Annotated in this window: 18 protein-coding genes; 13 read left to right on the top strand and 5 right to left on the bottom strand. The window is 68.2% G+C overall.

Going from position 1 to position 21,699, the window contains the following annotated elements; genetic code table 11:
* The first annotated feature begins 22 nt into the window (after positions 1–22).
* The 5 genes from WC493_RS12410 (at position 23) to WC493_RS12390 (ending at position 4,253) form a co-directional block, all read left to right on the top strand.
* Entirely contained in the window at positions 23–607 is a 585-nt protein-coding gene (locus WC493_RS12410) for a BON domain-containing protein (RefSeq protein ID WP_373065834.1), read from the top strand.
* 18 nt (positions 608–625) lie between these two features.
* Positions 626–1,471, top strand: coding sequence for a tetratricopeptide repeat protein (locus WC493_RS12405; RefSeq protein ID WP_373065833.1), 846 nt, complete (start codon positions 626–628; stop codon positions 1,469–1,471).
* Between the two features lie 25 nt (positions 1,472–1,496).
* Complete coding sequence (gene gshB / locus WC493_RS12400; RefSeq protein ID WP_373065832.1) at positions 1,497–2,441, top strand: glutathione synthase; 945 nt, start codon at positions 1,497–1,499, stop codon at positions 2,439–2,441.
* Between the two features lie 62 nt (positions 2,442–2,503).
* Positions 2,504–3,028, top strand: coding sequence for a PAS domain-containing protein (locus WC493_RS12395; RefSeq protein ID WP_373065831.1), 525 nt, complete (start codon positions 2,504–2,506; stop codon positions 3,026–3,028).
* Positions 3,003–4,253 carry a methyl-accepting chemotaxis protein gene (locus WC493_RS12390; protein WP_373065830.1) on the top strand — a complete coding sequence of 417 codons (1,251 nt, stop codon included), beginning with the start codon at positions 3,003–3,005 and terminating at the stop codon, positions 4,251–4,253. Before WC493_RS12395 ends, WC493_RS12390 begins: the two co-directional genes overlap by 26 nt.
* A gap of 27 nt (positions 4,254–4,280) precedes the next feature.
* Here WC493_RS12390 and chrA read toward each other — a convergent pair whose 3' ends face one another.
* Positions 4,281–5,507 carry a chromate efflux transporter gene (gene chrA / locus WC493_RS12385; RefSeq protein WP_373065829.1) on the bottom strand — a complete coding sequence of 409 codons (1,227 nt, stop codon included), beginning with the start codon at positions 5,505–5,507 and terminating at the stop codon, positions 4,281–4,283.
* A gap of 91 nt (positions 5,508–5,598) precedes the next feature.
* Between chrA and WC493_RS12380 the strand changes: the two genes are divergently transcribed.
* Positions 5,599–6,009, top strand: a complete 411-nt coding sequence (locus tag WC493_RS12380; protein WP_373065828.1) for an ester cyclase — start codon at positions 5,599–5,601, stop codon at positions 6,007–6,009.
* Positions 6,010–6,028: 19 nt separating this feature from the next.
* Here the strand turns inward: WC493_RS12380 and WC493_RS12375 are convergent, their stop codons facing one another.
* Positions 6,029–7,249 carry a polyhydroxyalkanoate depolymerase gene (locus tag WC493_RS12375; protein WP_373065827.1) on the bottom strand — a complete coding sequence of 407 codons (1,221 nt, stop codon included), beginning with the start codon at positions 7,247–7,249 and terminating at the stop codon, positions 6,029–6,031.
* 260 nt (positions 7,250–7,509) lie between these two features.
* Here WC493_RS12375 and WC493_RS12370 point away from each other — a divergent pair, with 260 nt between their 5' ends.
* Both WC493_RS12370 and WC493_RS12365 read left to right on the top strand, forming a co-directional pair.
* Positions 7,510–8,166, top strand: coding sequence for a glutathione S-transferase family protein (locus WC493_RS12370; RefSeq protein ID WP_373065826.1), 657 nt, complete (start codon positions 7,510–7,512; stop codon positions 8,164–8,166).
* Positions 8,167–8,417: 251 nt separating this feature from the next.
* A complete protein-coding gene (locus WC493_RS12365) occupies positions 8,418–9,926 on the top strand; it encodes a YifB family Mg chelatase-like AAA ATPase (RefSeq protein ID WP_373065825.1) in 1,509 nt (502 codons plus the stop codon).
* 122 nt (positions 9,927–10,048) lie between these two features.
* Here WC493_RS12365 and WC493_RS12360 read toward each other — a convergent pair whose 3' ends face one another.
* The 3 genes from WC493_RS12360 to WC493_RS12350 all read right to left on the bottom strand — a co-directional run bounded on the left by WC493_RS12360 (position 10,049) and on the right by WC493_RS12350 (position 14,911).
* Complete coding sequence (locus tag WC493_RS12360; protein WP_373065824.1) at positions 10,049–13,153, bottom strand: multidrug efflux RND transporter permease subunit; 3,105 nt, start codon at positions 13,151–13,153, stop codon at positions 10,049–10,051.
* Positions 13,150–14,265 carry an efflux RND transporter periplasmic adaptor subunit gene (locus tag WC493_RS12355; RefSeq protein WP_373065823.1) on the bottom strand — a complete coding sequence of 372 codons (1,116 nt, stop codon included), beginning with the start codon at positions 14,263–14,265 and terminating at the stop codon, positions 13,150–13,152. Before WC493_RS12355 ends, WC493_RS12360 begins: the two co-directional genes overlap by 4 nt.
* 184 nt (positions 14,266–14,449) lie before the next feature.
* On the bottom strand, positions 14,450–14,911 hold the full coding sequence (locus WC493_RS12350; protein WP_373065822.1) for a DUF2269 family protein: 462 nt from the start codon (positions 14,909–14,911) through the stop codon (positions 14,450–14,452).
* Positions 14,912–15,026: 115 nt separating this feature from the next.
* Here WC493_RS12350 and WC493_RS12345 point away from each other — a divergent pair, with 115 nt between their 5' ends.
* The 5 genes from WC493_RS12345 to WC493_RS12325 form a co-directional block, all read left to right on the top strand.
* Positions 15,027–16,745, top strand: coding sequence for an MFS transporter (locus tag WC493_RS12345; protein ID WP_373065821.1), 1,719 nt, complete (start codon positions 15,027–15,029; stop codon positions 16,743–16,745).
* Between the two features lie 108 nt (positions 16,746–16,853).
* On the top strand, positions 16,854–17,717 hold the full coding sequence (locus WC493_RS12340) for a GNAT family N-acetyltransferase (protein ID WP_373065820.1): 864 nt from the start codon (positions 16,854–16,856) through the stop codon (positions 17,715–17,717).
* Between the two features lie 308 nt (positions 17,718–18,025).
* Positions 18,026–19,393, top strand: coding sequence for a DUF1329 domain-containing protein (locus tag WC493_RS12335; protein WP_373065819.1), 1,368 nt, complete (start codon positions 18,026–18,028; stop codon positions 19,391–19,393).
* Between the two features lie 52 nt (positions 19,394–19,445).
* A complete protein-coding gene (locus WC493_RS12330; RefSeq protein ID WP_373065818.1) occupies positions 19,446–20,564 on the top strand; it encodes a WD40/YVTN/BNR-like repeat-containing protein in 1,119 nt (372 codons plus the stop codon).
* The coding region (locus WC493_RS12325) for an RND family transporter (RefSeq protein ID WP_373065817.1) at positions 20,561–21,699 on the top strand (1,139 nt) is incomplete at its 3' end. The genes WC493_RS12330 and WC493_RS12325, both read left to right, overlap by 4 nt.

Raw genomic sequence — 21,699 nt, 5'->3', positions numbered from 1 at the left:
AAGAACGACCGATGGAGCGACGATGAAGCGTGTACCGGCCGCGGCCCTGCTCACCCTCGGGATCACCCTGCCCGCCCTCGGCGGCTGCGTCGTCGCGGCCGTCGGCGCCGTCGGCACCGCCGGCTATGTCGCGGCCCAGAACCGCGCCCCCGGCCAAGTCGCCGACGACGCCGGCATCCGCCTCGACATCAACGACAAGCTGCTGAAGCGCTCGACCACGCTGTTCAGCGACGTCAGCGTCGAAGTGGTGCGCGGCCGCGTGCTGCTGGTCGGCACCGTCGCCTCCTCCGCCGACAAGGCGGAAGCCGAGAGCATCGCCCGCGGCTGCGAGGGCGTGAAGGAGATCGACAACCAGATCCAGGTGGCGGACGACGGCGGTGTCGGCGGCTATGCCTCCGACAGTTGGATCACCACCAAGGTGAAATCGAACCTGCTGACCGACTTCTCGCTCAACGGCCTGTCGATCGGGGTCGAAACCGTCAACGGCATCGTCTATCTTTCGGGGGTTGTGCGCAGCGAGGCGCAGCGCGACAAGGCGGTCGAGATCGCCCGCTCGATCTCGGGCGTGCAGAAGGTCGTCAGCGCCATCCAGGTTTCACCGGAATAGGGCCTGTCGAGTGTAGCGATGCCGAGTCTGGAACCAGCCCCCCTCTCCGTCGAAGAAATCGAGGCGGCCCTCGATGCCGTCGGCAAGCAGGAGGATCGGGCGATCGATCTGGCCGGCACCGCTCTCCTGCTCGCGGCGCTCGACCGGCCCGGCGTCTATCTCGGCCCCTACCGCGACCATCTCGAGGAATTGGCGAACGCGATGCGCGACAGCCGCGCCGCGACCGCCCTCGAGGTCGCTGCGGCGCTCGCCCGTCTGTTCAACGACCGCTTCGGTTACGACGGCGACCGCCTGACCTACGACGACCCGCAGAACGCCAATCTGATCAGCGTGGTCGAACGGCGGAAGGGCCTGCCGGTGGCGCTCGGCATCCTCTATGCCCATGCCGCCCGGGCGGCCGGCTTCGCGCTCGAAGGCCTGGCCTTCCCGGGCCATTTCCTGGTCCGCCTCCAGGTCCGGGGCGAGGCGCTGGTCCTCGATCCCTTCAACGGCGGCCGCGTGCTCGATCCCCTGGAACTCCGCCGGCTGACCAAGCAGCTCATGGGCCCCGATCAGGAGCTGACCCCGGCGCTGACCAACACGGTCGGCAATCGCGCCGTCCTGCTCCGCCTGCAGAACAACCTGAAATCCCGCGCCCAGGCCGATGGCGACATCGAGCGGGTGGCGGCCCTGGCGCGCACCATGCTGCGCCTGGCCCCCGAAGAGGCCGGGCTCTGGTTCGACTATGGCCAGGCACAGCACAACCTGGGCCGGCTCGGCGCCGCCACCGCCGCCTTCGAGAGCTGCATCGAACATTCCCTCGACGGTTTCGAGACGATCGAAGCCCAGCGCCTGCTGGCGGCGCTGCGCCTGCGGCTGAACTGAGCAACCTCCAACGACAAGGCGTGCCATGGCCCTCACCGTCGCGATCCAGATGGACCCGGTCGAGTCCTTCGACATCACGGTCGATTCGACCTTCCGCCTGGGTCTAGAAGCCCAGGCCCGGGGCCACCGCCTGTTCTACTACCTGCCGCGCGACCTCTCGCTGAAGAACGGCAAGGTGGAAGCCTTCGCGCGGAGCCTCGAACTCCGGCGCGAGAAGGGCAATCATTTCACCGCCGGGCCGGGCTTCGCTCTCGATCTTTCGACCGTCGACGTCGTCCTGATGCGCCAGGACCCGCCGTTCGACATGGCCTATATCACCGCGACCCATATCCTGGAGCACATCCACCCGAAGACCCTGGTGGTGAACGATCCGGTCGAGGTCAGGAACGCGCCGGAAAAGCTCTTCGTCACTCATTTCCCGCAGCTCATGCCGGAAACCCTGATCACTTCGCGCAAGGCCGAGGTCGAGGCCTTCCGCGAGACCCACCGCGACATCATCGTGAAGCCGCTGTTCGGCAACGGCGGCGCCGGCGTCTTCCACCTGAAGCCGGGCGACGAGAACCTGGGCAGCCTGCTCGAAACCTTCACCCTGCTCTACCGCGAACCGATCATCGTCCAGCGCTACCTGCCGGAAGTGCGTCAGGGCGACAAGCGCATCATCCTGGTCGACGGTGTTCCGGTCGGCGCCATCAACCGCGTGCCGGCCGAGGGTGAGGCGCGCTCCAACCTCCATGTCGGCGGCACCGCGGTGCGCAGTTTCCTGACCGTGCGCGAACGCGAGATCTGCGACACCATCGGCCCCGTGCTGGCCAGGAAGGGCCTGCTCTTCGTCGGTATCGACGTGATCGGCGACTATATGACCGAGATCAACGTGACGAGTCCGACCGGCATCCAGCAGATCGAAGCCTTCGACGGCACAAATGTCGCAGCCCTGATCTGGGATGCGATCGAGGCGAAGCGCCTTCGGTAACCCTTTCTTCAGGACGTCTGTGCCTAATGTCCCCATTCGTTTAGTGACTATGGGGAACTGCCATGGCGCGTCCTACCGTTCAGCCGACGGATCGGGAGGCCTTCTTCGACCGTAACGACGTGATCGTCAGCAAGACCGACCTCAAGGGCATCATCACCTATGCCAACGACGTCTTCCTGGGTATCGCGGGCTATCGCGAAGCCGAAGTCGTCGGCCAGAACCACAACCTGATCCGCCACCCCGACATGCCGCGGGCGGTCTTCGCCCTGCTCTGGCAGCAGATCCAGGCCGGCAAGGAAATCTTCGCCTATGTGAAGAACATGGCGAAATCGGGCGATTTCTATTGGGTGCTCGCCCATGTCACGCCCAGCTTCGACGAGAAGGGCACCATCATCGGCTACCATTCCAACCGCCGCGTGCCCGAGCGCCGGGCGGTCGCCGCGGCCGGTGGCCTTTATCGCCAAGTGTTGGCGGTCGAACAGGCTGCCGCGGGGCCGCGTGAAGGCCTCGCCGCCGGCATCGCCGCGATCGAATCCCATCTCGCTGCCGTGGGGATGAGCTATGACGAATTCGTCTTCTCTCTTTGATTTCATCCGTCACCGGCACAGCGTCGAGCCCGACCGGCGCGACGCCCGCATCGCCGAACTCGAGGCGGAGAACGCCCTTCTCCGCGAAGCCATGGCCAAGGCGACCGAAGCCAGCAAGCGCGTCGCCGCCGGCGATTTCGAGGCGCGCGCCGTGATGATCGAACATCTGGGCGACGCGGTGCCCTTCCTGCACGCCCTGAACCGCATCTTCGACCTGACCGACGCCTTCCTGCGCGAGACCCGCGCCAGCCTCGACCAGAGCAGCCACGGCCACTATTTCCGGCCCTTCCTCGATACCGGCATGGTCGGCGCCTTCGGCCAGGGTGCGCGCACCATCAACGAGGCGCGCCTGCGCATGAAGACGCTGCAGGACGAGGCGCGCGAAACGCGCCACCGTCTGGCTTCGGATTTCGAGGCGGGGATCGGCGAAGTGGTCTCCTCCGTCGCCAATGCGGCGAGCGAACTCGCCGCCTCGGCCGACAGCATGGCCGGGATTTCCGCCGCCACCCGCGAACAGGCGGATGCGGTCGCCGCCGCCGCCGAAATGGCGGCCACCAGCAGCGAGACCGTGGCCGCCGCGACCAACGAATTGGGTGCCGCGATCGGCGAGATCAGCCGCCAGGTCCATCTGGCCGGCGACCTGTCGAGCCGCATGGTGGGCGAAACGGCCCAGGCGCGCGACATCGTCGGCCGCCTGTCGGCCGCCGCATCCTCGATCGACGACGTCGTCAAGATGATCCAGGCGATCGCCAATCAGACCAACCTGCTCGCCCTCAACGCGACGATCGAGGCAGCCCGGGCGGGCGAAGCCGGCAAGGGCTTCGCCGTGGTCGCGGCCGAAGTGAAGACCCTGGCCCGCCAGACCGCGGATGCCACGGTGAAGATCGGCGACCAGGCCCAGGCGATGAAGAGCTGGACCGGATCGGCGGTCGACGCGATCGGCCGCATCGGCGAGGCGACCGAACACCTGGGCGATGCCGCCACCTCGATCTCGAGCGCGGTCGAGCAGCAGACGGCAGCGACCGGCGAGATCGGCAAGAGCGTCGAACATGTCGCGGCTGGCGCCCATGACGTCACCAGCCATATCGCCGATGTCTCGCAGGGAGCCGGCGAGACCTCTTCCGCGGCGGCCGGGGTGAAGGCCGCGGCGACCGAATTGTCCGGCCTCGCCGAACAGCTCCGGCAACAGGTCGAGAATTTCCTGGCGGCGATCCGCGCCGCCTGACCGGGCGCGGGGCGCGGCCGGCCCGGATCAGGCCGTCGCCAGGATCAACCCGGCGGCGGCCCCGGCCGCGATCAGCCAATGGGCGGCGACGCGGCCGGTCAGGGCCACCGACAAGGCGGCCAGGGCGGCCGCCACGGCGCCCCAGGCCGGCGCGCCGTCCACGACCAGCACGGCCTGGCCGAAGAACAGGGCGAGATTGGCCATCACCCCGACCACGGCGGCCGCGATCGCCCTCAGCGCAGCGGCGGCGCGGGGCGCGGCGGCCAGGGTCTCGACCAGGGGCGCGCCGGCCAGGATGAAGAGGAAGGACGGCAGGAAGGTCACATAGGTGACCAGGGCCGCCCCGGCGAAACCGGCCACGGCGGGGTCGAGCCCGCCCGGCGCCTGATAGGCGGCCAGGAAGCCGACATAGTCGAGCACCAATATGGTCGGCCCCGGCGTCGTCTCGGCCAGCGCCAGGCCGTCGATCATCTGCGCGGGCGAGAGCCAGCCATAGGCGTGGACCGCGGCATCGGCGATATAGGGCAGCACCGCATAGGCACCGCCGAAAGTGACGAAGGCCGATTTCGTGAACAATAGGGCGAGATCGGGAAAGATCCCGCCGGCCAGTCCGACCGCGACGCCGACCGGCAGCGCCCAGAGCAGCAGGAAAATCAGGACGAGCCGGGCCAGGCGCCTCGGCTCCCCCCGGCCCGGCCGGGGCAGCGAGGCACCGCCCACGCCACGCCCCGACACCAGGCCGATCACAGCCGCCCCCAGGATCACCGCCGGAAAGGGCGCGTGCAGCCAATGCAGCAGCACCAGCGCCGAAACCGCCAGGGCGAGCGGGCCGGCCCCGGTCAGGGTGCGCCGGCCGAGCCGCCAGAGCGCCGCGGCGACAATGCCGACGACGACCGGCTTCACCCCGGCGAACAGCCCGGCCACCACCGGCAACGCACCATAGCGCGCCGCCAGGAAGGCGAGCCCGGCCATGATCAGGGCGCCGGGCAGGACGAAGAGGCCGCCTGCGATCACCGCCCCCCGCGTGCCGGCCACGCGCCAGCCGACGAAGGTGGCGAGCTGCTGGGCCTCCGGTCCCGGCAGCAGCAGGCAGAAATTGAGCGCGCGCAGGAAGCCCGCCTCGTCGAGCCAGCCGCGGCGGGTCACCACCGTCTCGTGCAGCAGGGCCACTTGTCCGGCAACGCCGCCGAAGGAGACGAAGCCGATGCGGGTGAAGTCGCGGGTCAGGGTGCCGAGGGCGGACACGGGTCTCATACGGACGGGATAGCGGAAAACCGTGACAGGTGCGATCATTCGCCTGAGTGCTTCGCCCCGATAACCACAATCACGAAGGGACGTCCGCGCCATGGAAGCCGAAGCCATGAAGGCCCTGATCCGGGCCCATTACGATGCGACCATCAATCGTTTCGATCCGCGCGCCATCGACGACCAGGTGGCGCCCGATTTCATCGATCACGAATCCCCCGGCGAATGCGTGCGCGGGCCGAAGGGCGTGAAGAGCCAGGTCGCCGGCCTGCACGCCGCCTTCCCCGATCTCGCGGTCGAGATCGTCGACATGGTGGCGGAAGAGAATCTCGTCGCCGTGCGCGGCCGCTTCACCGGCACCCACCGCGGCCATTTCCGCGGCATTGCGCCGACCGGGGTGCGCGTTCAGGTTACCGGCACCTTCTTCTGGTCGGTCGTAGGCGACCGCATCAAGGAACGCTGGGGCGCCCTCGACGCCCAGGCCCTGCTGCGTCAGCTCGGCGTGCCATGAGGGCGTGCCCCTGGCCTCGTCAGTCGTTGGCGAGGATCAGGTTCTTCACGCGGGGATAGATCTGGCCCTGCCATTTCTTGCCGTTGAAGACGCCGTAATGGCCGACGCCGGCCTGCAGGTGGTGGCTCTTCTGGTAGGGGCGGATCTTGCTGCACAGGTCGTGGGCGGCGACGGTCTGGCCGACCGAACAGATGTCGTCCCGTTCGCCCTCGACGGTGAAGAGGGCGGTGCGGCGCACGGCGGTCGGATCGACCTTCTGGCCCTTCCAGACCATCTCGCCCTTGGCGAGCTGATATTCCTGGAACACCCGGTTCACGGTCTCCAGGTAGAATTCGGCGGTGAGGTCGAGGACGGCGAAATATTCGTCGTAGAATTCGCGGGTCTGGCCCGCCTTGTCCCACTCGCCCTTGGCCAGGTTGTTGTAGAGCTCGCGGTGGGATTTCACGTGGCGGTCGGCGTTCATGCTCATGAAGGCCGAGAGCTGGGTGAAGCCCGGATAGACCTTGCGCCCGCCACCCTTCAGCCGGCGCGGCACGGTGGCGATCAGGTTCTTCTCGAACCATTCGATCGGATGGTCGGTGGCGAGCTTGTTCACGACCGTCGGATTGACCCGGCAATCGATCGGCCCGGCCATCAGGGTCATGCTGCGCGGCTGCATCGGATTGTCGTTCATGGCCATCACGCAGACCGCGACCAGGGCATGGACGCAGGGCTGGCAGACCGCGACCAGATGGGCCTGCGTGCCGATCTTCTCGAGGAAGGTCACCACGTGTTCGACATATTCGTCGAAGCCGAAGCGCCCCGCCGAAAGGGGGACGTCCCGGGCATTGTGCCAGTCGGTGATATAGACGTCGTGGTCCTGCAGCAGGGTTTCGACCGTGCCGCGCAGCAGCGTGGCAAAATGTCCCGACAGGGGCGCCACCACCAGAACCGGCGGCTGGGCGAAGGCGATATCCTTCTTGAAATGCAGAAGGGTGCCGAAGGGGGTCGAGAATTCCGCGACTTCGGTGACCGGCACTTCCCGGTTGCCGACCATGGCCGATTTGATCGCGAAGGGTGGCCGTTCGTGGGTCAGCCGGGTGTTGCCGAAAACGTCGAAAGCCGCCGTGAAGGCGCGGTAGGGGTAGAAGGCCGAAAGCCCGGAGAGCAAAGGATTGCGCAACACGGTGGCGGTGCCGCGCGCAGCCGCTCGAAGCGGATCCAGCATGTCGGACTGCGCCTGATAGAGCTCATAGATCATGCGTCACCGGTTCGATTGGCATCAGGTCACAATTTGCTAGCCATAGGCGGCAGTCGCGGCGAATTCACCCGTGCATTTTCCGCTGCACTGCCACAATATCAGCGGGACGGATCACCGAGCGCAACAGGGAACTGAAACCAGGCGGGCGCTTTGGTCGCATTTCACAAGGCAGGGCCAGGAAACTAAGCCTTGTGATTCCGACCGCGTGGTGATCGGCGACGGACAGGGGTGGGAACCCGTTTGAGCGAAGGCAGGAATCCATGGCGAAGGCCACACTGACGATAAGCAGCAAGAACTATTCGTCCTGGTCGCTGCGCGGCTGGCTGCTGTGCAAGCTGGCGGACCTCGATTTCGACGAGAAGGTCATGCCCATCGACGATCCTTCGACCCGGGCTGAACTTCTGCTGCTGTCGCCTTCGTTCAAGGTGCCGGCGCTCACCCACAACGACATCACGGTCTGGGACACGCTGGCGATCGCCGAATATCTGAACGAGGTGATCCCCAATTCCGGCCTGCTGCCGGCGGATCTGGCGGCGCGCACCCATTGCCGCTCGGTCTCGGGCGAGATGCATTCGGGCTTCGCCAACCTCCGCGCCGCCCTGCCCATGAACCTGAAGAGCCATTTCCCCGGCTTCAAGGTCTGGGCCGGCGCCCAGGCCGACATCGACCATATGGTGGCGCTGTGGCGCTCCTGCCTCGACACCTATGGCGGTCCCTATCTCTTCGGCCCCAAGCTGACCATGGCGGACGCCATGTTCGCCCCCGTCTGCACCCGCTTCCAGACTTACGACGTGAAGCTGGATCGCAAGTGCCGCAGCTATTCCGATCGCATCCTGAACCTGCCGGAAATGATCGAATGGACTGCGGCCGCCAAGGCAGAGCCCGAGGAACTGGAAGAACTCGACGTCGAGTTCTGATCGCCCCCCGGCATCTCTCCCGATCGTCATGCCCGGGCTCGTCCCGGGCATCCATGCCTCTCGGTCCGGTCCGGTGTTCTCGTGGATGGCCGTGTCGAGCACGGCCATGACGAATTAGGATGAGAGTCCGCCCGGGCATCCATGCGGGGCAGAGACCCGGACGACATCTCCCGATATGCGTCATTCGCCACTGGCGCAGGGCACAGCCGCCGGTTTAGGCTCGGGAGAACATTCGCTTCGTTCCGGTTTCCATGGTCGTCCGCATCCGTACCGTCGCCTTCGAGGGCATCGAGGTGGTGCCCGTCGATGTCGAGGTCGCCTTCGCTCCCGGCCTGCCGGCCTTCAACGTGGTCGGCCTGCCAGACAAGGCGGTGGCCGAGAGCCGGGAACGGGTCCGCGCGGCGCTCGGCGCCATCGGCCTCGGCCTGCCGCCCAAACGGATCACCGTCAACCTGGCCCCGGCGGACCTGCCCAAGGAAGGCAGCCATTTCGACCTGCCCATCGCCCTCGGCCTGATGGCTGCCATGGGCGTCGTCCCGGCGGAGGAGCTGGAAGGTTTCGCCGCCATGGGCGAGTTGTCGCTCGACGGCAGGCTCAATCCGGTCGCCGGCGTCCTCAATGCCGCGGTCGCCGCCGCGGCCGAGGGGCGCGGGCTGATCTGCCCCGAGCGGGTGGGGCCGGAAGCCGCCTGGGTGGGCGGGCTGGACATCTTGGCGCCGGCCTCGCTGATCGCCCTGGTCAATCATTTCAAGGGTACGCAGCTCCTGGCCCAACCCCGCCCGGGCGAACCGGCGGCGCCCGCGGCGGGGCCCGATCTCCGCGACGTGAAGGGCCAGGAGACGGCCAAACGTGCGCTCGAGATCGCCGCGGCCGGGGGTCACAACCTCTTGATGAGTGGCAGTCCGGGTTCCGGCAAATCGATGCTGGCGGCGCGCTTGCCGGGGCTGCTGCCGCCGCTCTCCCCCGGCGAAGCGCTGGAACTCTCCCTGATCCAATCGGTCGCCGGCCTGATCGACGGCGGCGCCATCGCCCGCACGCGGCCGTTCCGCGATCCGCATCATTCGGCCAGTCAGGCGGCCCTGGTCGGCGGCGGGGCGCGGGCCAGGCCGGGCGAGGTCAGCCTCGCCCATCGCGGCGTCCTCTTCCTCGACGAATTGCCGGAATTCCAGCGGAGCGTGCTCGACGCCTTGCGCCAGCCGATCGAGCTCGGCCGGGCCGTGGTCGCCCGGGCCAATGCCCATGTCAGCTATCCGGCCCGTTTCCAGCTCGTCGCCGCCATGAATCCCTGCCGCTGCGGCTATCTCGACGATGCCGGAAGGGCTTGTTCGAAGGCGCCGAAATGTGCCGTCGACTATCAGAACCGCCTGTCCGGCCCCCTGCTCGACCGCTTCGACCTCTTCGTCGAGGTGCCCGCCGTCTCGGTCGCCGACCTCGCCCTGCCGCCGCCGGCCGAGGGTAGCGCCGAGGTGGCGGCCCGGGTCGCCGCCGCCCGGGCGGTCCAGTCGGAGCGCCTGGCCGGCACCAGCCTTACGACCAATGCCGAGCTGGAGGGTGAGCGCCTGGACGCCGCGGCGACCCCGGACGAGCCGGCACGCCGCCTGTTGCTCGACGCGGCGGAGCGCCTGCGCCTCTCCGCCCGCGGCTATCACCGGGTGCTCAAGGTCGCCCGTACCATCGCCGATCTCGCCGGCGCCCCGGGCGTCACCCGCCTCCATGTCGCCGAGGCGCTGTCGTTCCGGCGGCGGGCGCCGGCGGCCTGACGCGAGCGCGGATCCGCCCGTCGGTTGCGCCCTTCCTGAACTTCACCCTGCTGTTCGGGGCCGGCATCTCCAAACCCGAGTTTCAGCACGGCCTCCTGGTGCCGCCCTATGGCGACTGAGCCCTATTCGGCCGCCACCGTCTTGGGCGCGCGCCGGTGGAACAGCCGGCCCAGCTTGTCGAGATAGAGATAGATCACCGGCGTGGTGAACAAGGTCAGCGCCTGGCTGACCACCAGGCCGCCGAACATGGCATAGCCGAGCGGCTGGCGCAGTTCCGAGCCGGTGCCGCTGCCCAGCATCAGGGGCACGGCGCCCAGCAGGGCGGCCATGGTGGTCATGGTGATCGGGCGGAAGCGCAAGAGCGCCGCCTGGCGGATCGCCGCCTCGGTGTCGAGGCCCTGCTCGCGCTCGGCGGCGATGGCGAAATCGACCATCATGATGCCGTTCTTCTTCACGATGCCGATCAGCAGGATCAAGCCGATCAGGGCGATCAGGCTGAAATCGAAGCCCGCCACCATGAGCGTCGCCAAAGCACCGAGCCCGGCCGAGGGCAGGGTCGAGAGAATGGTCAGCGGGTGGACGAAGCTCTCGTAGAGAATGCCCAGGATCAGATAGACGACGACCAGCGCCGCCCCGATCAGCAAGGGCACGGTCGAGAGCGATTCCTGGAACGCCTGGGCCGTGCCGGCGAAGGTGCCGGTCAGCGAGGCGGGCACGCGCAGCTCGCGCATGGCGGCGTCGATCGCCTGGGTCGCCTGGCCCAGCGCCACGCCCTGGCCCAGGTTGAAGCTGATCGTGGTCGCCGGGAACTGGCCTTGGTGGCTGATCGAGAGCGGGCGGACCTTCTCCGTCGTCCAGCGGGCGAAGGCGGCCAGCGGCACCTGGGTGCCGGAGGCCGGGCTCTTCAGGTAGATCTGCTGCAGCGTGTCCGGGTCGTCCTGCAGGTCGGGGCGGATTTCCAGGATGACGCGGTAGGAATTGGTCTGCGTGAAATATTGCGCCACCTGGCGCTGGCCGAAGGCGTCGTAGAGCGTGTCGTCGATCATCTGCGGCGTGAAGCCGTAGCGCGAGGCCTGGTCGCGGTCGATGGTCAGGGTCACCGTGGTGCCCTCGGTCTGCTGGTCCGAGGCGACGTCGCGGAGCTCCGCCAAGCCGCGCAGCTTGGCCAGCACGCGGGGCGCCCAGACGTTCAGTTCCTCGGCGTCGGCGTCCTGCAGCGTGTATTGGAACTGGGTGCGGGACGAGCGGCCACCCATGCGCACGTCCTGCGCCGCCTGGAGGAACAGGCGGGCGCCCTCGACCTTGTCGAGCTCTGGGCGCAGGCGGGCGATGATGCGGTCGGCGCTGGCGCTCCGTTCCGCACGCGGCTTCAGGGTGATGAACATGCGGCCCGAATTGAGCGCGGAGCCGCCACGCCCACCGATCGACATGGCGACATTGGCGACGTCGGGATCGGCCGAGACGACCCGCCCCAGCTCTTCCTGGAGCTCGACCATCTTGGCGAAGGAGGTGTCCTGCGAGGCTTCGGAGGTGCCGGTGATCAAGCCGGTGTCCTGCTGCGGGAAGAAGCCCTTGGGGATCGCGGTGAAGAGATAGAGCGTGCCGCCGAGCGTCGCCAGGAACACCAGCAGGGTCACGAAACGGTGGCGCAGCACGAGGTCGAGGCCGCGTTCGTAGAGCTTCAGCAAGCCGTCGAAAAAGGCTTCGCTGGCCCGGTAGAGCCGGCCGTGACGCTCCGCCGGGACGTGTTTCACCAGGCGCGCCGCCATCATCGGCGTCAGCGTCAGCGAAACCACGGCGGAAACCGCGATCGCCATCGAGAGCGTGACCGCGAATTCCCGGAACAGCCGGCCGATGATGCCGCCCATGAGGAGAAGCGGGATCAGCACGGCGACCAGCGACAGGCTGATCGAGACGATGGTGAAGCCGATCTCGCCGGCACCCTTCAGCGCCGCCTGGAACGGCTTCACGCCGTTCTCGACATGGCGGGTGATGTTCTCGAGCACGACGATCGCATCGTCGACCACGAAGCCGACCGAAATGGTGAGCGCCATGAGCGAGAGATTGTCGAGGCTGTAGCCCGCCGCCCACATGGCCGCGACCGCGCCGCACAGCGCCAGCGGCACGGTGATCGCCGGGATCGCGGTCGACCACAGGCTGCGCAGGAAGAGGAAGATCACCATGACGACGAGGCCGATGGTGAGGGCCAAGGTGAACTGCACGTCGTGGACCGAGGCGCGGATGGTCAGCGTCCGGTCGCTGATCACCTGGACGTCGATCTCCGGCGGCAGGGCGGCCAGCAGATGCGGCAGGGCGGCCCGGATGCGGTCGACCGTGGCGATCACATTGGCGCCCGGCTGCTTGAAGACGACCAGGAAGACGCCGCGCTTGCCGTCGGACCAGGCGGCCTGCCTGCTGTCCTCCGGCCCCGCCACCGCCTCGCCGACGTCGCTGACCCGGATCGGCGCGCCGTTCCGATAGGCGATCACGGCATCGTTCCAGTGGCCCGCCTCGGTCAACTGGTCGTTGGCATAGAGGGTGAAGCTGCGGATCGGCCCGTCGAAACTGCCCTTCGGGCTGTCGACCGTGAGGACGCCGATCTGGGAACGGATCTCTTCGAGCGAGATGTTCTTGGCGACCAGCTTGGCGGGATCGATCTGGATCCGGATCGCCGGCTTCTGCTGGCCGCCGATGGTGACCTGGGCGACGCCGTCGAGCTGGCTGATGTGCTGCGCCAGCTTGACGTCGACATTGTCGTTCACCTCGGTCAGGGGCAGCGTGTCGGAATGGGCCGAGAGCAGCAGGATCGGCGAATCCGCCGGGTTCACCTTGCGGTAGGTGGGCGGCCCCGGCAGGTTGCGCGGCAACTGGCCGCTCGCCGCATTGATCGCCGCCTGCACGTCGTTGGCCGCCGCGTCGATGTCGCGCGAGAGGTCGAACTGGATGGTGATCGAGGTCGAGCCGAGCGAGGACGAGGAAGTGAGCTGGGTCACCCCCGGCATCTGGGCGAATTGCGTTTCCAGCGGCTGGGCGACCGAGGCCGCCATGGTTTCCGGGCTCGCCCCCGGCAGGGAGGCGGAGACCTGGATGGTCGGGAAATCGACCTGGGGCAGCGGGGCGACCGGCAGCAGCGGATAGGCCACGAGGCCGGCGAAGACGATCGCCACCATGAGCAGCGTGGTGGCGACCGGATGGCGGATGAAGGGGCCGGAAATGCCCCCGGTCATCGCGCCGCCCCCTGGTCGTCGGCCGCCGGCTCCTCCTTCGGGTCGACCGCGATACCGTCGCGCAGCCGGTATTGGCCGAAGGTGACCACTTTCTCGCCGCCCTGGAGGCCGGTCGAGACCACGGAGCGGCCGTCCGCCTCCATCAGCACGGTGACGGGGCGGATCTTCACCACGTTGCCCTCGCCGACGACCCAGGCATAGAGGCCGTTCTGGCCCCGCTGCACGGCGGCGGCGGGCACGATCACGGCGTCCTCGATATCGCGCACATGCAGGCTGACCGCGACCGACTGGCCGGGCCAGAGGGTGAGGCCCTGGTTGGCGAACAGGGCCTTGAGCTGCACCGTGCCGCTCGCCGCGTCGACCGCATTGTTGATGACCGAGAGCTTGCCCTCGGCCAGCTTCATGGCGCGGTCGATCGAATAGGCGGCGACGCCCAGCGCGCGCCCTTCGGTGATCGACTGGTTCACTTCGAAGACGCGGGTCTCGGGCAGGGTGAAGACCACGGTGATCGGGTCCGTCTGCACGATCGAGAGCATGGCCTGCTGGTCCGAAGCGCGCACGATATTGCCGCTGTCGACCAGGCGGAAGCCGATGCGCCCGTCGATCGGCGCCCGGATCTCGGTATAGGAGAGCTGGACCTCGGCATTCTCGATCGCGGCATCGTCGGCCTGGACCAGCGCCTGGGCGCCGGCCACCGCGGCCTGCTGGGCGTCCAGCTGCTGCTGCGAGGCATAGGACTGCTTGGCGAGCTGGGCGATCCGCTCGAGGTCGATCTGGACGTTGCGGAGTGCCGCCGCATCCTGGGCGCGTTTGGCCTTGGCCTGGTCCAGCGCCGCCTGGAGGGCGCGGGAATCGAGGCGGATCAAGAGGTCGCCCCGCTTCACCGTCTGGCCTTCCTCGAAGGCGACTTCCTGGATCTCGCCGTCCACCCTGGTCCGCACCACGACGGTATTCAGCGCCTGCACGGTGCCGAGCGCGTCGAGCATGACGGGGAAGGAGCCGCGCGTCGCGGCCGCCACGGTCACCGGCACGGTCGCGGCCGGCGGCTTGGCCGGCGCCGTCTCGGCCAGGGCCGGGAAGGATCCGGCCAGGGCGGCCAGGAGCAGCGTCAACCGAACCACACTCCGGCCCAGCATGGACGAACAGGCCATCGATACGGCTCCCGATCAGAACGCAGCGCCCCGAGCCGCTGAACGATCGAAGACCGGCATTCCTGCGTCAAGGAAGTTTGCACCGCAAAAGCCGCGGGTCGCGCGGAGGCTCCCCCGCGCCCTTTGCATTGCTCGGACGCCGCCCCTAGCGGGCGACCATCACGACCACGGCGGCCAGGGGCAGGATCGTCGCCGGCGCGCCCAGCGCATACCAGAGCCGGCCGAGCCGCCAATAGGCGACCGGGATCTCGCCCCCCGCCGCGAAGCCCCGCGCCAGTCGCGCCTGGCGGACCTGGATCGGCACCAGCCCGGCAATCCAGATCAGCCCGGAGACGCCGAACAGGATCTCACCCGTGCGGAGCCAGGGTGCGGCCATGTCCAGGTGTCCGACCCCCGCCGCCCCGAAGCCGCCCACCACCAGCAAGACCGCCCCGCCGAGGGTGAAGACCCAGTCGGTCAGCGTCACCTGCCGTTGCGCGAAGGCGATCACCCGCGGATCCCGCGTCCGATCCGCCATCGTCTTCCACCAGGCGGTGACCACGATATTGCCGCCGAACACCACCAAGCCCAGCAGGTGCAGGCATTTGAACAGGAGATAGGGATCCACGGCGCCGGCCTCCGCAATGTTAATAGGATAAACATTGCGGAGAATGTGAACGCTGTAAACATCGAATCCGACCGCGGCCGCAAATCCCTCGCCAGGGCAGCGAGGCCGGGCAAACATGGACAAGGTGATTCGGGAGTGCTTCATGGCGGGGCTGGGCGGGTTGGCGGTCTATGGCGAGCGGCGGACGCTGGTCATGCTGGCGCTCGGCTTCGCCTCGGGCCTGCCCAATCTGCTGGTCTTCGACACGCTCTCGGCCTGGCTCCGGGACGAGGGCGTGTCGCTCTCGGTGATCGGTTTCTTCAGCCTGGCGACGCTCGCCTATTCGGTGAAATTCCTGTGGGCGCCGCTGGTCGACCGCTTCGACCTGCCGCTGCTGACCCGAAGGCTCGGCCACCGGCGCTCCTGGATGCTGGCGTCGCAGGTCGCGGTGATGGCCGGCCTCCTGCTCATCGCGGGCGAGCAGCCGGCGGCGAACCTGGGCCTGACCGCGGCCTTCGCCGTCGTCGTCGGCTTTTCCGGGGCGACCCAGGACATCGTGATCGACGCCTGGCGCATCGAGGTCGCGGAAAATGCCAAGCAGGGGGCGATGGCGGCGGCCTATCAATGGGGCTATCGCATCGCCGGCCTGATCGCCGGCGGCGCCTCGCTCGCCCTGGCCCAGGCGGTCGACTGGAATTTCTCCTATGCCGCCATGGGCTGCCTCATGGTGGTCGGTTTCGCCGGGGTGCTGGGCGCGCCACGGGAAGCGGTCCGGGTGCCGGTGGAGCGGCCGGCCGTTGCCATCGCCGGGGCCGGCTGGCACGACGGGCTCGAATGGTTGCTCAGGGCGCTGGCCTTTCTGGCGGCGGCGCTGATCGTCGGCGCCGGCCTCTCGGGCGATCCCTTCACCCTGAAGCTGCTCACTTTCGACGATGGCGCCTTCGGCCTGGCGCCCCTGTGGACGCAGCCGCCCAATGCCGTCTTCCTCCAGGTCGGGGCGGTGCTGCTCGGCCTTCTGGTGATCTATCTGGCCTGCCGGCCGCTGCCCGGGCGGCCGACCCGGCCGGGGCGCGCCCTGAACGAAGCCTTCGGCCGGCCGCTCGCCGTCTTCTTCGCCCGCTTCGGGCGGATGGCGGGGCCGATCCTGGCGCTCATCTGCGTCTATCGCCTGTCGGATTTCGTGCTGAACATCATGAATCCCTTCTACCTCGACCTCGGCTTTTCCAAGACCGAGGTGGCCGAGGTGCGCAAGGTCTTCGGCATGATCATGACCATGGCGGGGGTCTTCCTGGGCGGGCTCGCGGTGGTCCGGCTCGGCGTCTTGCGCGCGCTCATGATCGGCGCCTTCGCCGGGCCGGCCTCGAACCTCGTCTATGCCTGGCTCGCCGTGCAGGGGCCGCAGATCCAGGCCCTCTTCGTCGCCATCGGGCTCGACAATCTGGCCTCGGGTTACGCCGGGACCTGCCTGATCGCCTATATGTCCGGCCTCACCTCGGCCGGCTTCACGGCGACCCAATATGCGCTCTTCTCCTCGCTCTACGCCCTGCCGGGCAAGCTGATCGCCTCCCAGTCCGGCCGTATCGTCGAAGGCGCCGCCCATTCGGCCGAGGCGAGCGGTGCGGCGGCCCTGCTCAGCCCCCTGTTCGACGGCCTGCCGGCCCGGGCCTTTGCCGAGGGGGCGGCCAAGGTGGGCACCACCACGGCGTCACTCGGTGCTGGATATGTCACATTTTTCCTGTATTCCGTCGGTATCGGGGTGCTCGCGGTTCTGCTCTGCGCCGTCGTCCTGCGCGGGCAGAGCCGCGCGGCGGACGACCCGCGAGGCGGTTTGACCGGGGGGGCTCCCCAGGACTAGAGTGAGACATTGCCATGAACGGACCCCTGGTCAGGGCCGGCCATGACAAAACGCACGCGCCGGGCTCCCGCAGTCAGGAGTCCCGGGCGCGCCAATGATGGGACAGACGTGGCACTGGACACAGTGAAGACCGCAGACGGCCAGGGCGAGGCGCAGCCCACCCGCCGGTCGGTCGATACCAAGAACCTCGACGTGCGGCTGGCCCGCGGCGAGGCGGAGCTTCTGGCCGCGCAGCGTTTGCGCTATCGCGTCTTCTACGACGAGATGGGCGCGACGCCGAGCGCCGCCGCCGCCGCCGAGAAGCGCGACTTCGACGATTTCGACCCGATCTGCGACCACCTCCTGGTGGTCGATCATTCGGTGGTCGATCGTTCGGGTGGGGGCGAGGCGCCGGCCGTGGTCGGCACCTACCGCCTGCTGCGCGAGAGCGTCGCCAAGGCGAACCGCGGCTTCTATTCGGCGAGCGAGTTCGACCTCTCCCTGCTCGACCGCAACCGCCGGCCGGACGACAATTTCCTCGAGCTCGGGCGCTCCTGCGTGGCGCCTGAATACCGCACCAATGCGGTGATCCAGTCGCTCTGGCGGGCGATCGCCGGCTATATCGTCGAACACAACATCAGCTTGATGTTCGGCTGCGGCAGCCTGCACGGGGTCGATCCCGAGGCGCTGGCGGTGCCCCTGTCCTATCTCTACCACCACCATCTGGCGCCGCCCGAACGCCGCGTCCGCGCCCTCGACAGCCGCTATGTCGCGATGGATCGCCTGCCCAAGGAGGCGATCAATCCGCGCGAAGCGCTGCGCACCCTGCCGCCCCTGATCAAGGGCTACCTCCGCCTCGGCGGTTTCGTCGGCGACGGCGCCGTGATCGACGCCGAATTCAAGACCGTCGACTGTTTCATCATGGTGCCCTGCGACACCCTGACGGAACGCTATATCGCCCGCTACCAGAGCCGCGGCGGCGACGCGGAGTAATCCGCCCGCCGCTGCCCGTTTCCCCGTGACGGTCAATCGGCGCCCATTGGGTGCCGTACGGAAACAGTATGTTCGCGGATAGAAACTTAATACCCGCGTATGGCGATGTTAACGTTTTTCTTAGCACCGGCAGTGGTGACAAAAAATCATAAGCGGGAGGGCGATGCCGACATGACCGGGAACACGCGACGGGTCTGATCGGCGAAGGGGGGCGGGGCCGCCCTTCAACGTTCAAAAAATGAATTCAATTCAACGACCGGAATCAATCCGGCCGAACGAAGAAACATGAACGAAAAGGGAGGAAATCGATGAAGAAGGTGCTGTTGCTTTCGGCCTTGCTGGCCTTGACGGCCGTCACCGCCCAGGCGGCGAGCCCCGAAGAGGCCGCCCTGCTGCGCAGCACGCTGACGCCCATGGGCGGCGAGCGGGCGGGCAATGCCGACGGCTCGATCCCGGCCTGGACCGGCGGCATGACCGTGGCGCCCCCGGGCTGGACCCCCGGCACCACGCGGCCCGATTTCTTCGCCGGCGAGCAGAAGCTGTTCAGCATCACCGCGGCGACCTACCCCCAATACAAGGACCAGCTGTTCGACGGCTTCGGCGCCCTGTTCGAGCGCAATCCCGACTTCCGCATCGACGTCTACAAGACCAAGCGCACCGCCGCGGCGCCGCAATCGGTCTACGACTGGGCCTTCCGCAACGCGACCGACGCGCGCTGCGTCGACAAGGGCTGCGGCTTCGGCTTCACCAATGCGATCGGCGGCCCGCCCTTCCCCATTCCGAAGGACGGCGGCCAGATGATCCAGAACGTGCTGACCCGCTACGAGGGTCATATCATGCGTTACATCCGGCCGAGCTTCATCGTCGATACCGACGGCAAGCCGGCCTTCGTCGCCACCGCCAATGTCACCAACGTCTATCCCTACTACGACCCCAAGGGCACGCTGGCGGGCTACGACGGCTACTACCTGAAATCCTTCGTCGAATATTCGGCGCCGGCTTCGCGGAACGGCGAAGGCGTGGTCGCCTGGGTGCCCAGCAACCTGATGGACGATCCCCAGGTGTGGAGCTACCAGGTCGGTCAGCGGCGGGTGCGCAAGGCGCCCAACGTCTGCTGCGACAACCCCAATCCCAGCACCCAGGGCCTGATGAATTACGACGAACTCCAGGTCTTCAACTCGGGCAAGGGCATGGAACGCTACGAGTGGACGATCCTCGGCAAGAAGGAGATGTTCGTCCCCTACAACAACAACAACGTGCCCCTGCTCACCTCCGACAAGGTGATGGGCGCCCATTTCGCCAATCCCGACGCCATCCGCTTCGAAAAGCACCGGGTCTGGGTGCTGGACGGCAAGCTGCGCGAGGGCGAGCGTCATTCGGTGCCGCACCGCCGGATGTATGTCGACGAGGACAATTGGCATCCCCTCGGCGGCGACTATTGGGACGGCAACGGCGCGCTCTGGAAGATGATCATTCAGCTCTCGATGGCGGCGCCGGACATTCCCGCCGTGCTGCCCACCACCCAGTTCGGCTACGACCTCCAGGCCGGCGCCTATACCGCGATCTGGTTGGACACGGTCGATTACAGCGGCGGCAAGCAGAGCGCGGTGCCCCTGCCCACGATCGACATGTCGATCTTCACGCCCGACGCCCTGGCCGCCCGCCGCGGCCAGTAACGCACCACCACCACGAAGCCGCGGCCCTTCGGCCGCGGCGGGGAGAGAACGGATGCCCGAAGCGAAGCGGCGCCGCCGGCCGGGTCTCGCCCCGGCCCTGGCCCTGGCCCTGGTCCTGGCGGTCCTGAGCCCGATCGGCACGGCTGCGGCCGAGAGCGTGAGCCCGGAACGGCCGCGCGAGGATATCGCGGTGCTGGCGAGCCCGGCCCTGCACCTGGCGGCGCCCGAACGCGCGCCCCTGCTGGCCGCGGCCCGGGCGGGTGACGCCCTAGTGGTCGGTGGCCAGCGCGGCGCCATCCTGCGCTCGACCGACGGCGGCCACCATTGGCGCCAGGCCGAGGTTCCGGTCGGCGCCACCATCACGGCGATCGCCTTCGCCGATGCCGGGCACGGCTTCGCGGTCGGCCATTTCGGTGTCGTCCTGGCGACGACGGATGGCGGCGCCACCTGGTCCCTGGTGCTCGACGGCTACCGGGCCGGGGAGATCGCCCAGGCAGCCGTGAGCGATGCCTGGCCCCCGGCGGTGCAGCGCCGGGCCCGCCGCCTGGCCGAACAGGGCGCCGACAAGCCCTTTTTGGCGCTCGATCTCGCGGGCGACAAGGTGACCGTCTACGGTGCCTTCTCGATGGCGTTCGAGAGCGCGGATGGCGGCCGGACCTGGCACTATCTGGCGCGCGAACTCGATGCCGGCGACGAAGCCCATCCCTATGGCGTCGCGCGTCTCGGCGACGATCTCTATCTCGCCGGCGAACTCGGCCTTCTGATGCGCCGCCGGGCTGGCGAGGCCGGCTTCACCGCCCTGCCTTCGCCCTATGAGGGCAGCTTCTTCGGCCTGCTCGCGACCGGCGGCGGCGGGTTGTTCGCCTATGGCCTGCGCGGCCATGCCTTCCGCAGCGACGACGGCGGCGAGCATTGGCAGGCGGCCGAAACCGGCACCGACGCCACCATCGACGCCGCCATCCGCCGTGCCGACGGCAGCCTGGCGGCGGTCACCGCCAACGGCCGCCTGCTGCTCAGCCGCGACGGCGGGCGCCATTTCACCACCCTGCCCCGCCGCCTCGCCATGCTGGCCACCGGCCTGGTCGAGACGGCGGCGGGCGACTTGCTGGTCACCGGTCTCGGCGGCCTCGTCCTGGTGCCGCGCGCCGACCTGGAAGGAGGCGGATCGTGACCGCCATCGACGACGACGATCTGCTGGAATCGACCCGCGCGGTCCGCGAATTCGACCGCCATTCGGGCGGCCTGATCGAACGGCTGGTGTTCAACAACCGCCTGGTCGTGCTCTGCCTCTGCGCCCTGGTGACCGTGCTGCTCGGTATCGCCGCCGCCGGCATCCGGCTCGACGCCTCGTTCGAGCGGATGCTGCCGACCACCCATCCCTACATCGAGAATTTCCTCGAGCACCGCAAGGGGCTGGAGAAGCAGTGGAATGCCATCCGTATCGTGGTGGAGGCGCCCGAGGGCCAGGGCGTGTTGAGCGCCGAATATCTCGAGACGCTGCGCAAGATCAGCGAGCGGGTGTTCCTGATCCCGGGCGTCGAGCGCGGTTACATGTCGTCGCTGTGGACGCCGGCGACCCGCTGGTACGCGGTGACCGAGGACGGGCTGGACGCCGGTCCGGTCATTCCCGACGACTACGACGGCTCGCCCGCAGCGGTCGCCCAGGTCAGGGCCAATCTGGCCCGTTCGGCCTATGTCGGTTCGCTGGTCGCCGGTGATTTCCGTTCCAGTGCGATCGACGCGCCGCTGATGAGCCGCGATCCCGAGACCGGCGGCGCACTCGACTATGGCCGTCTCTCCGAACGGCTGGATCAGTTGCGCGACGAATATGCCGCCCAGGGCGTCACGCTTCGCGTCACCGGCTTTGCCCGCGTGCTGGGCGAGATGATCGGCGGCGTCGAGACCATGCTGGTCTTCTTCGCCCTGGCGATCGCCGTCTCGGCCGCCATCCTGCTGCTCTATACCCACAGCCTGCGGGCGACCGGGCTGGTGGTCGGCTGTTCGCTGGTCGCGGTGGTCTGGCAGCTCGGCGCCGCCGCCCTGATCGGCTATGCCCTCGATCCCTATTCGGTGCTGGTGCCCTTCCTCGTCTTCGCCATCGGCATGAGCCACGGCGCCCAGAAGATGAACGGCGTCACCCAGGACATCGCGCGCGGCACGCCGCCCCTGATCGCCGCGCGTTTCACCTTCCGCCGCCTGTTCCTGGCCGGGCTCGCCGCCCTGCTCTCCGATGCGGTCGGCTTCGCCGTGCTGTTCCTGATCGAAATCGATTCGATCCGCCAACTGGCCCTCATGGCGAGCCTCGG

Source organism: Zavarzinia sp., assembly GCF_041650655.1.
In the GTDB taxonomy this organism is placed as follows: domain Bacteria; phylum Pseudomonadota; class Alphaproteobacteria; order Zavarziniales; family Zavarziniaceae; genus Zavarzinia.
The sequence above is the reverse complement of the archived record's forward strand: the minus strand, read 5'-3'. Positions and strand labels throughout refer to the sequence as shown.

Coding starts and splice junctions, on each gene's coding strand:
- WC493_RS12410 (WP_373065834.1), top strand. CDS start 23: ATGAAGCGTGTACCGGCCGCGGCCCTGCTCACCCTCGGGATCACCCTG.
- WC493_RS12405 (WP_373065833.1), top strand. CDS start 626: ATGCCGAGTCTGGAACCAGCCCCCCTCTCCGTCGAAGAAATCGAGGCG.
- gshB (WP_373065832.1), top strand. CDS start 1,497: ATGGCCCTCACCGTCGCGATCCAGATGGACCCGGTCGAGTCCTTCGAC.
- WC493_RS12395 (WP_373065831.1), top strand. CDS start 2,504: ATGGCGCGTCCTACCGTTCAGCCGACGGATCGGGAGGCCTTCTTCGAC.
- WC493_RS12390 (WP_373065830.1), top strand. CDS start 3,003: ATGACGAATTCGTCTTCTCTCTTTGATTTCATCCGTCACCGGCACAGC.
- chrA (WP_373065829.1), bottom strand. CDS start 5,507: ATGAGACCCGTGTCCGCCCTCGGCACCCTGACCCGCGACTTCACCCGC.
- WC493_RS12380 (WP_373065828.1), top strand. CDS start 5,599: ATGGAAGCCGAAGCCATGAAGGCCCTGATCCGGGCCCATTACGATGCG.
- WC493_RS12375 (WP_373065827.1), bottom strand. CDS start 7,249: ATGATCTATGAGCTCTATCAGGCGCAGTCCGACATGCTGGATCCGCTT.
- WC493_RS12370 (WP_373065826.1), top strand. CDS start 7,510: ATGGCGAAGGCCACACTGACGATAAGCAGCAAGAACTATTCGTCCTGG.
- WC493_RS12365 (WP_373065825.1), top strand. CDS start 8,418: ATGGTCGTCCGCATCCGTACCGTCGCCTTCGAGGGCATCGAGGTGGTG.
- WC493_RS12360 (WP_373065824.1), bottom strand. CDS start 13,153: ATGACCGGGGGCATTTCCGGCCCCTTCATCCGCCATCCGGTCGCCACC.
- WC493_RS12345 (WP_373065821.1), top strand. CDS start 15,027: ATGGACAAGGTGATTCGGGAGTGCTTCATGGCGGGGCTGGGCGGGTTG.
- WC493_RS12335 (WP_373065819.1), top strand. CDS start 18,026: ATGAAGAAGGTGCTGTTGCTTTCGGCCTTGCTGGCCTTGACGGCCGTC.
- WC493_RS12330 (WP_373065818.1), top strand. CDS start 19,446: ATGCCCGAAGCGAAGCGGCGCCGCCGGCCGGGTCTCGCCCCGGCCCTG.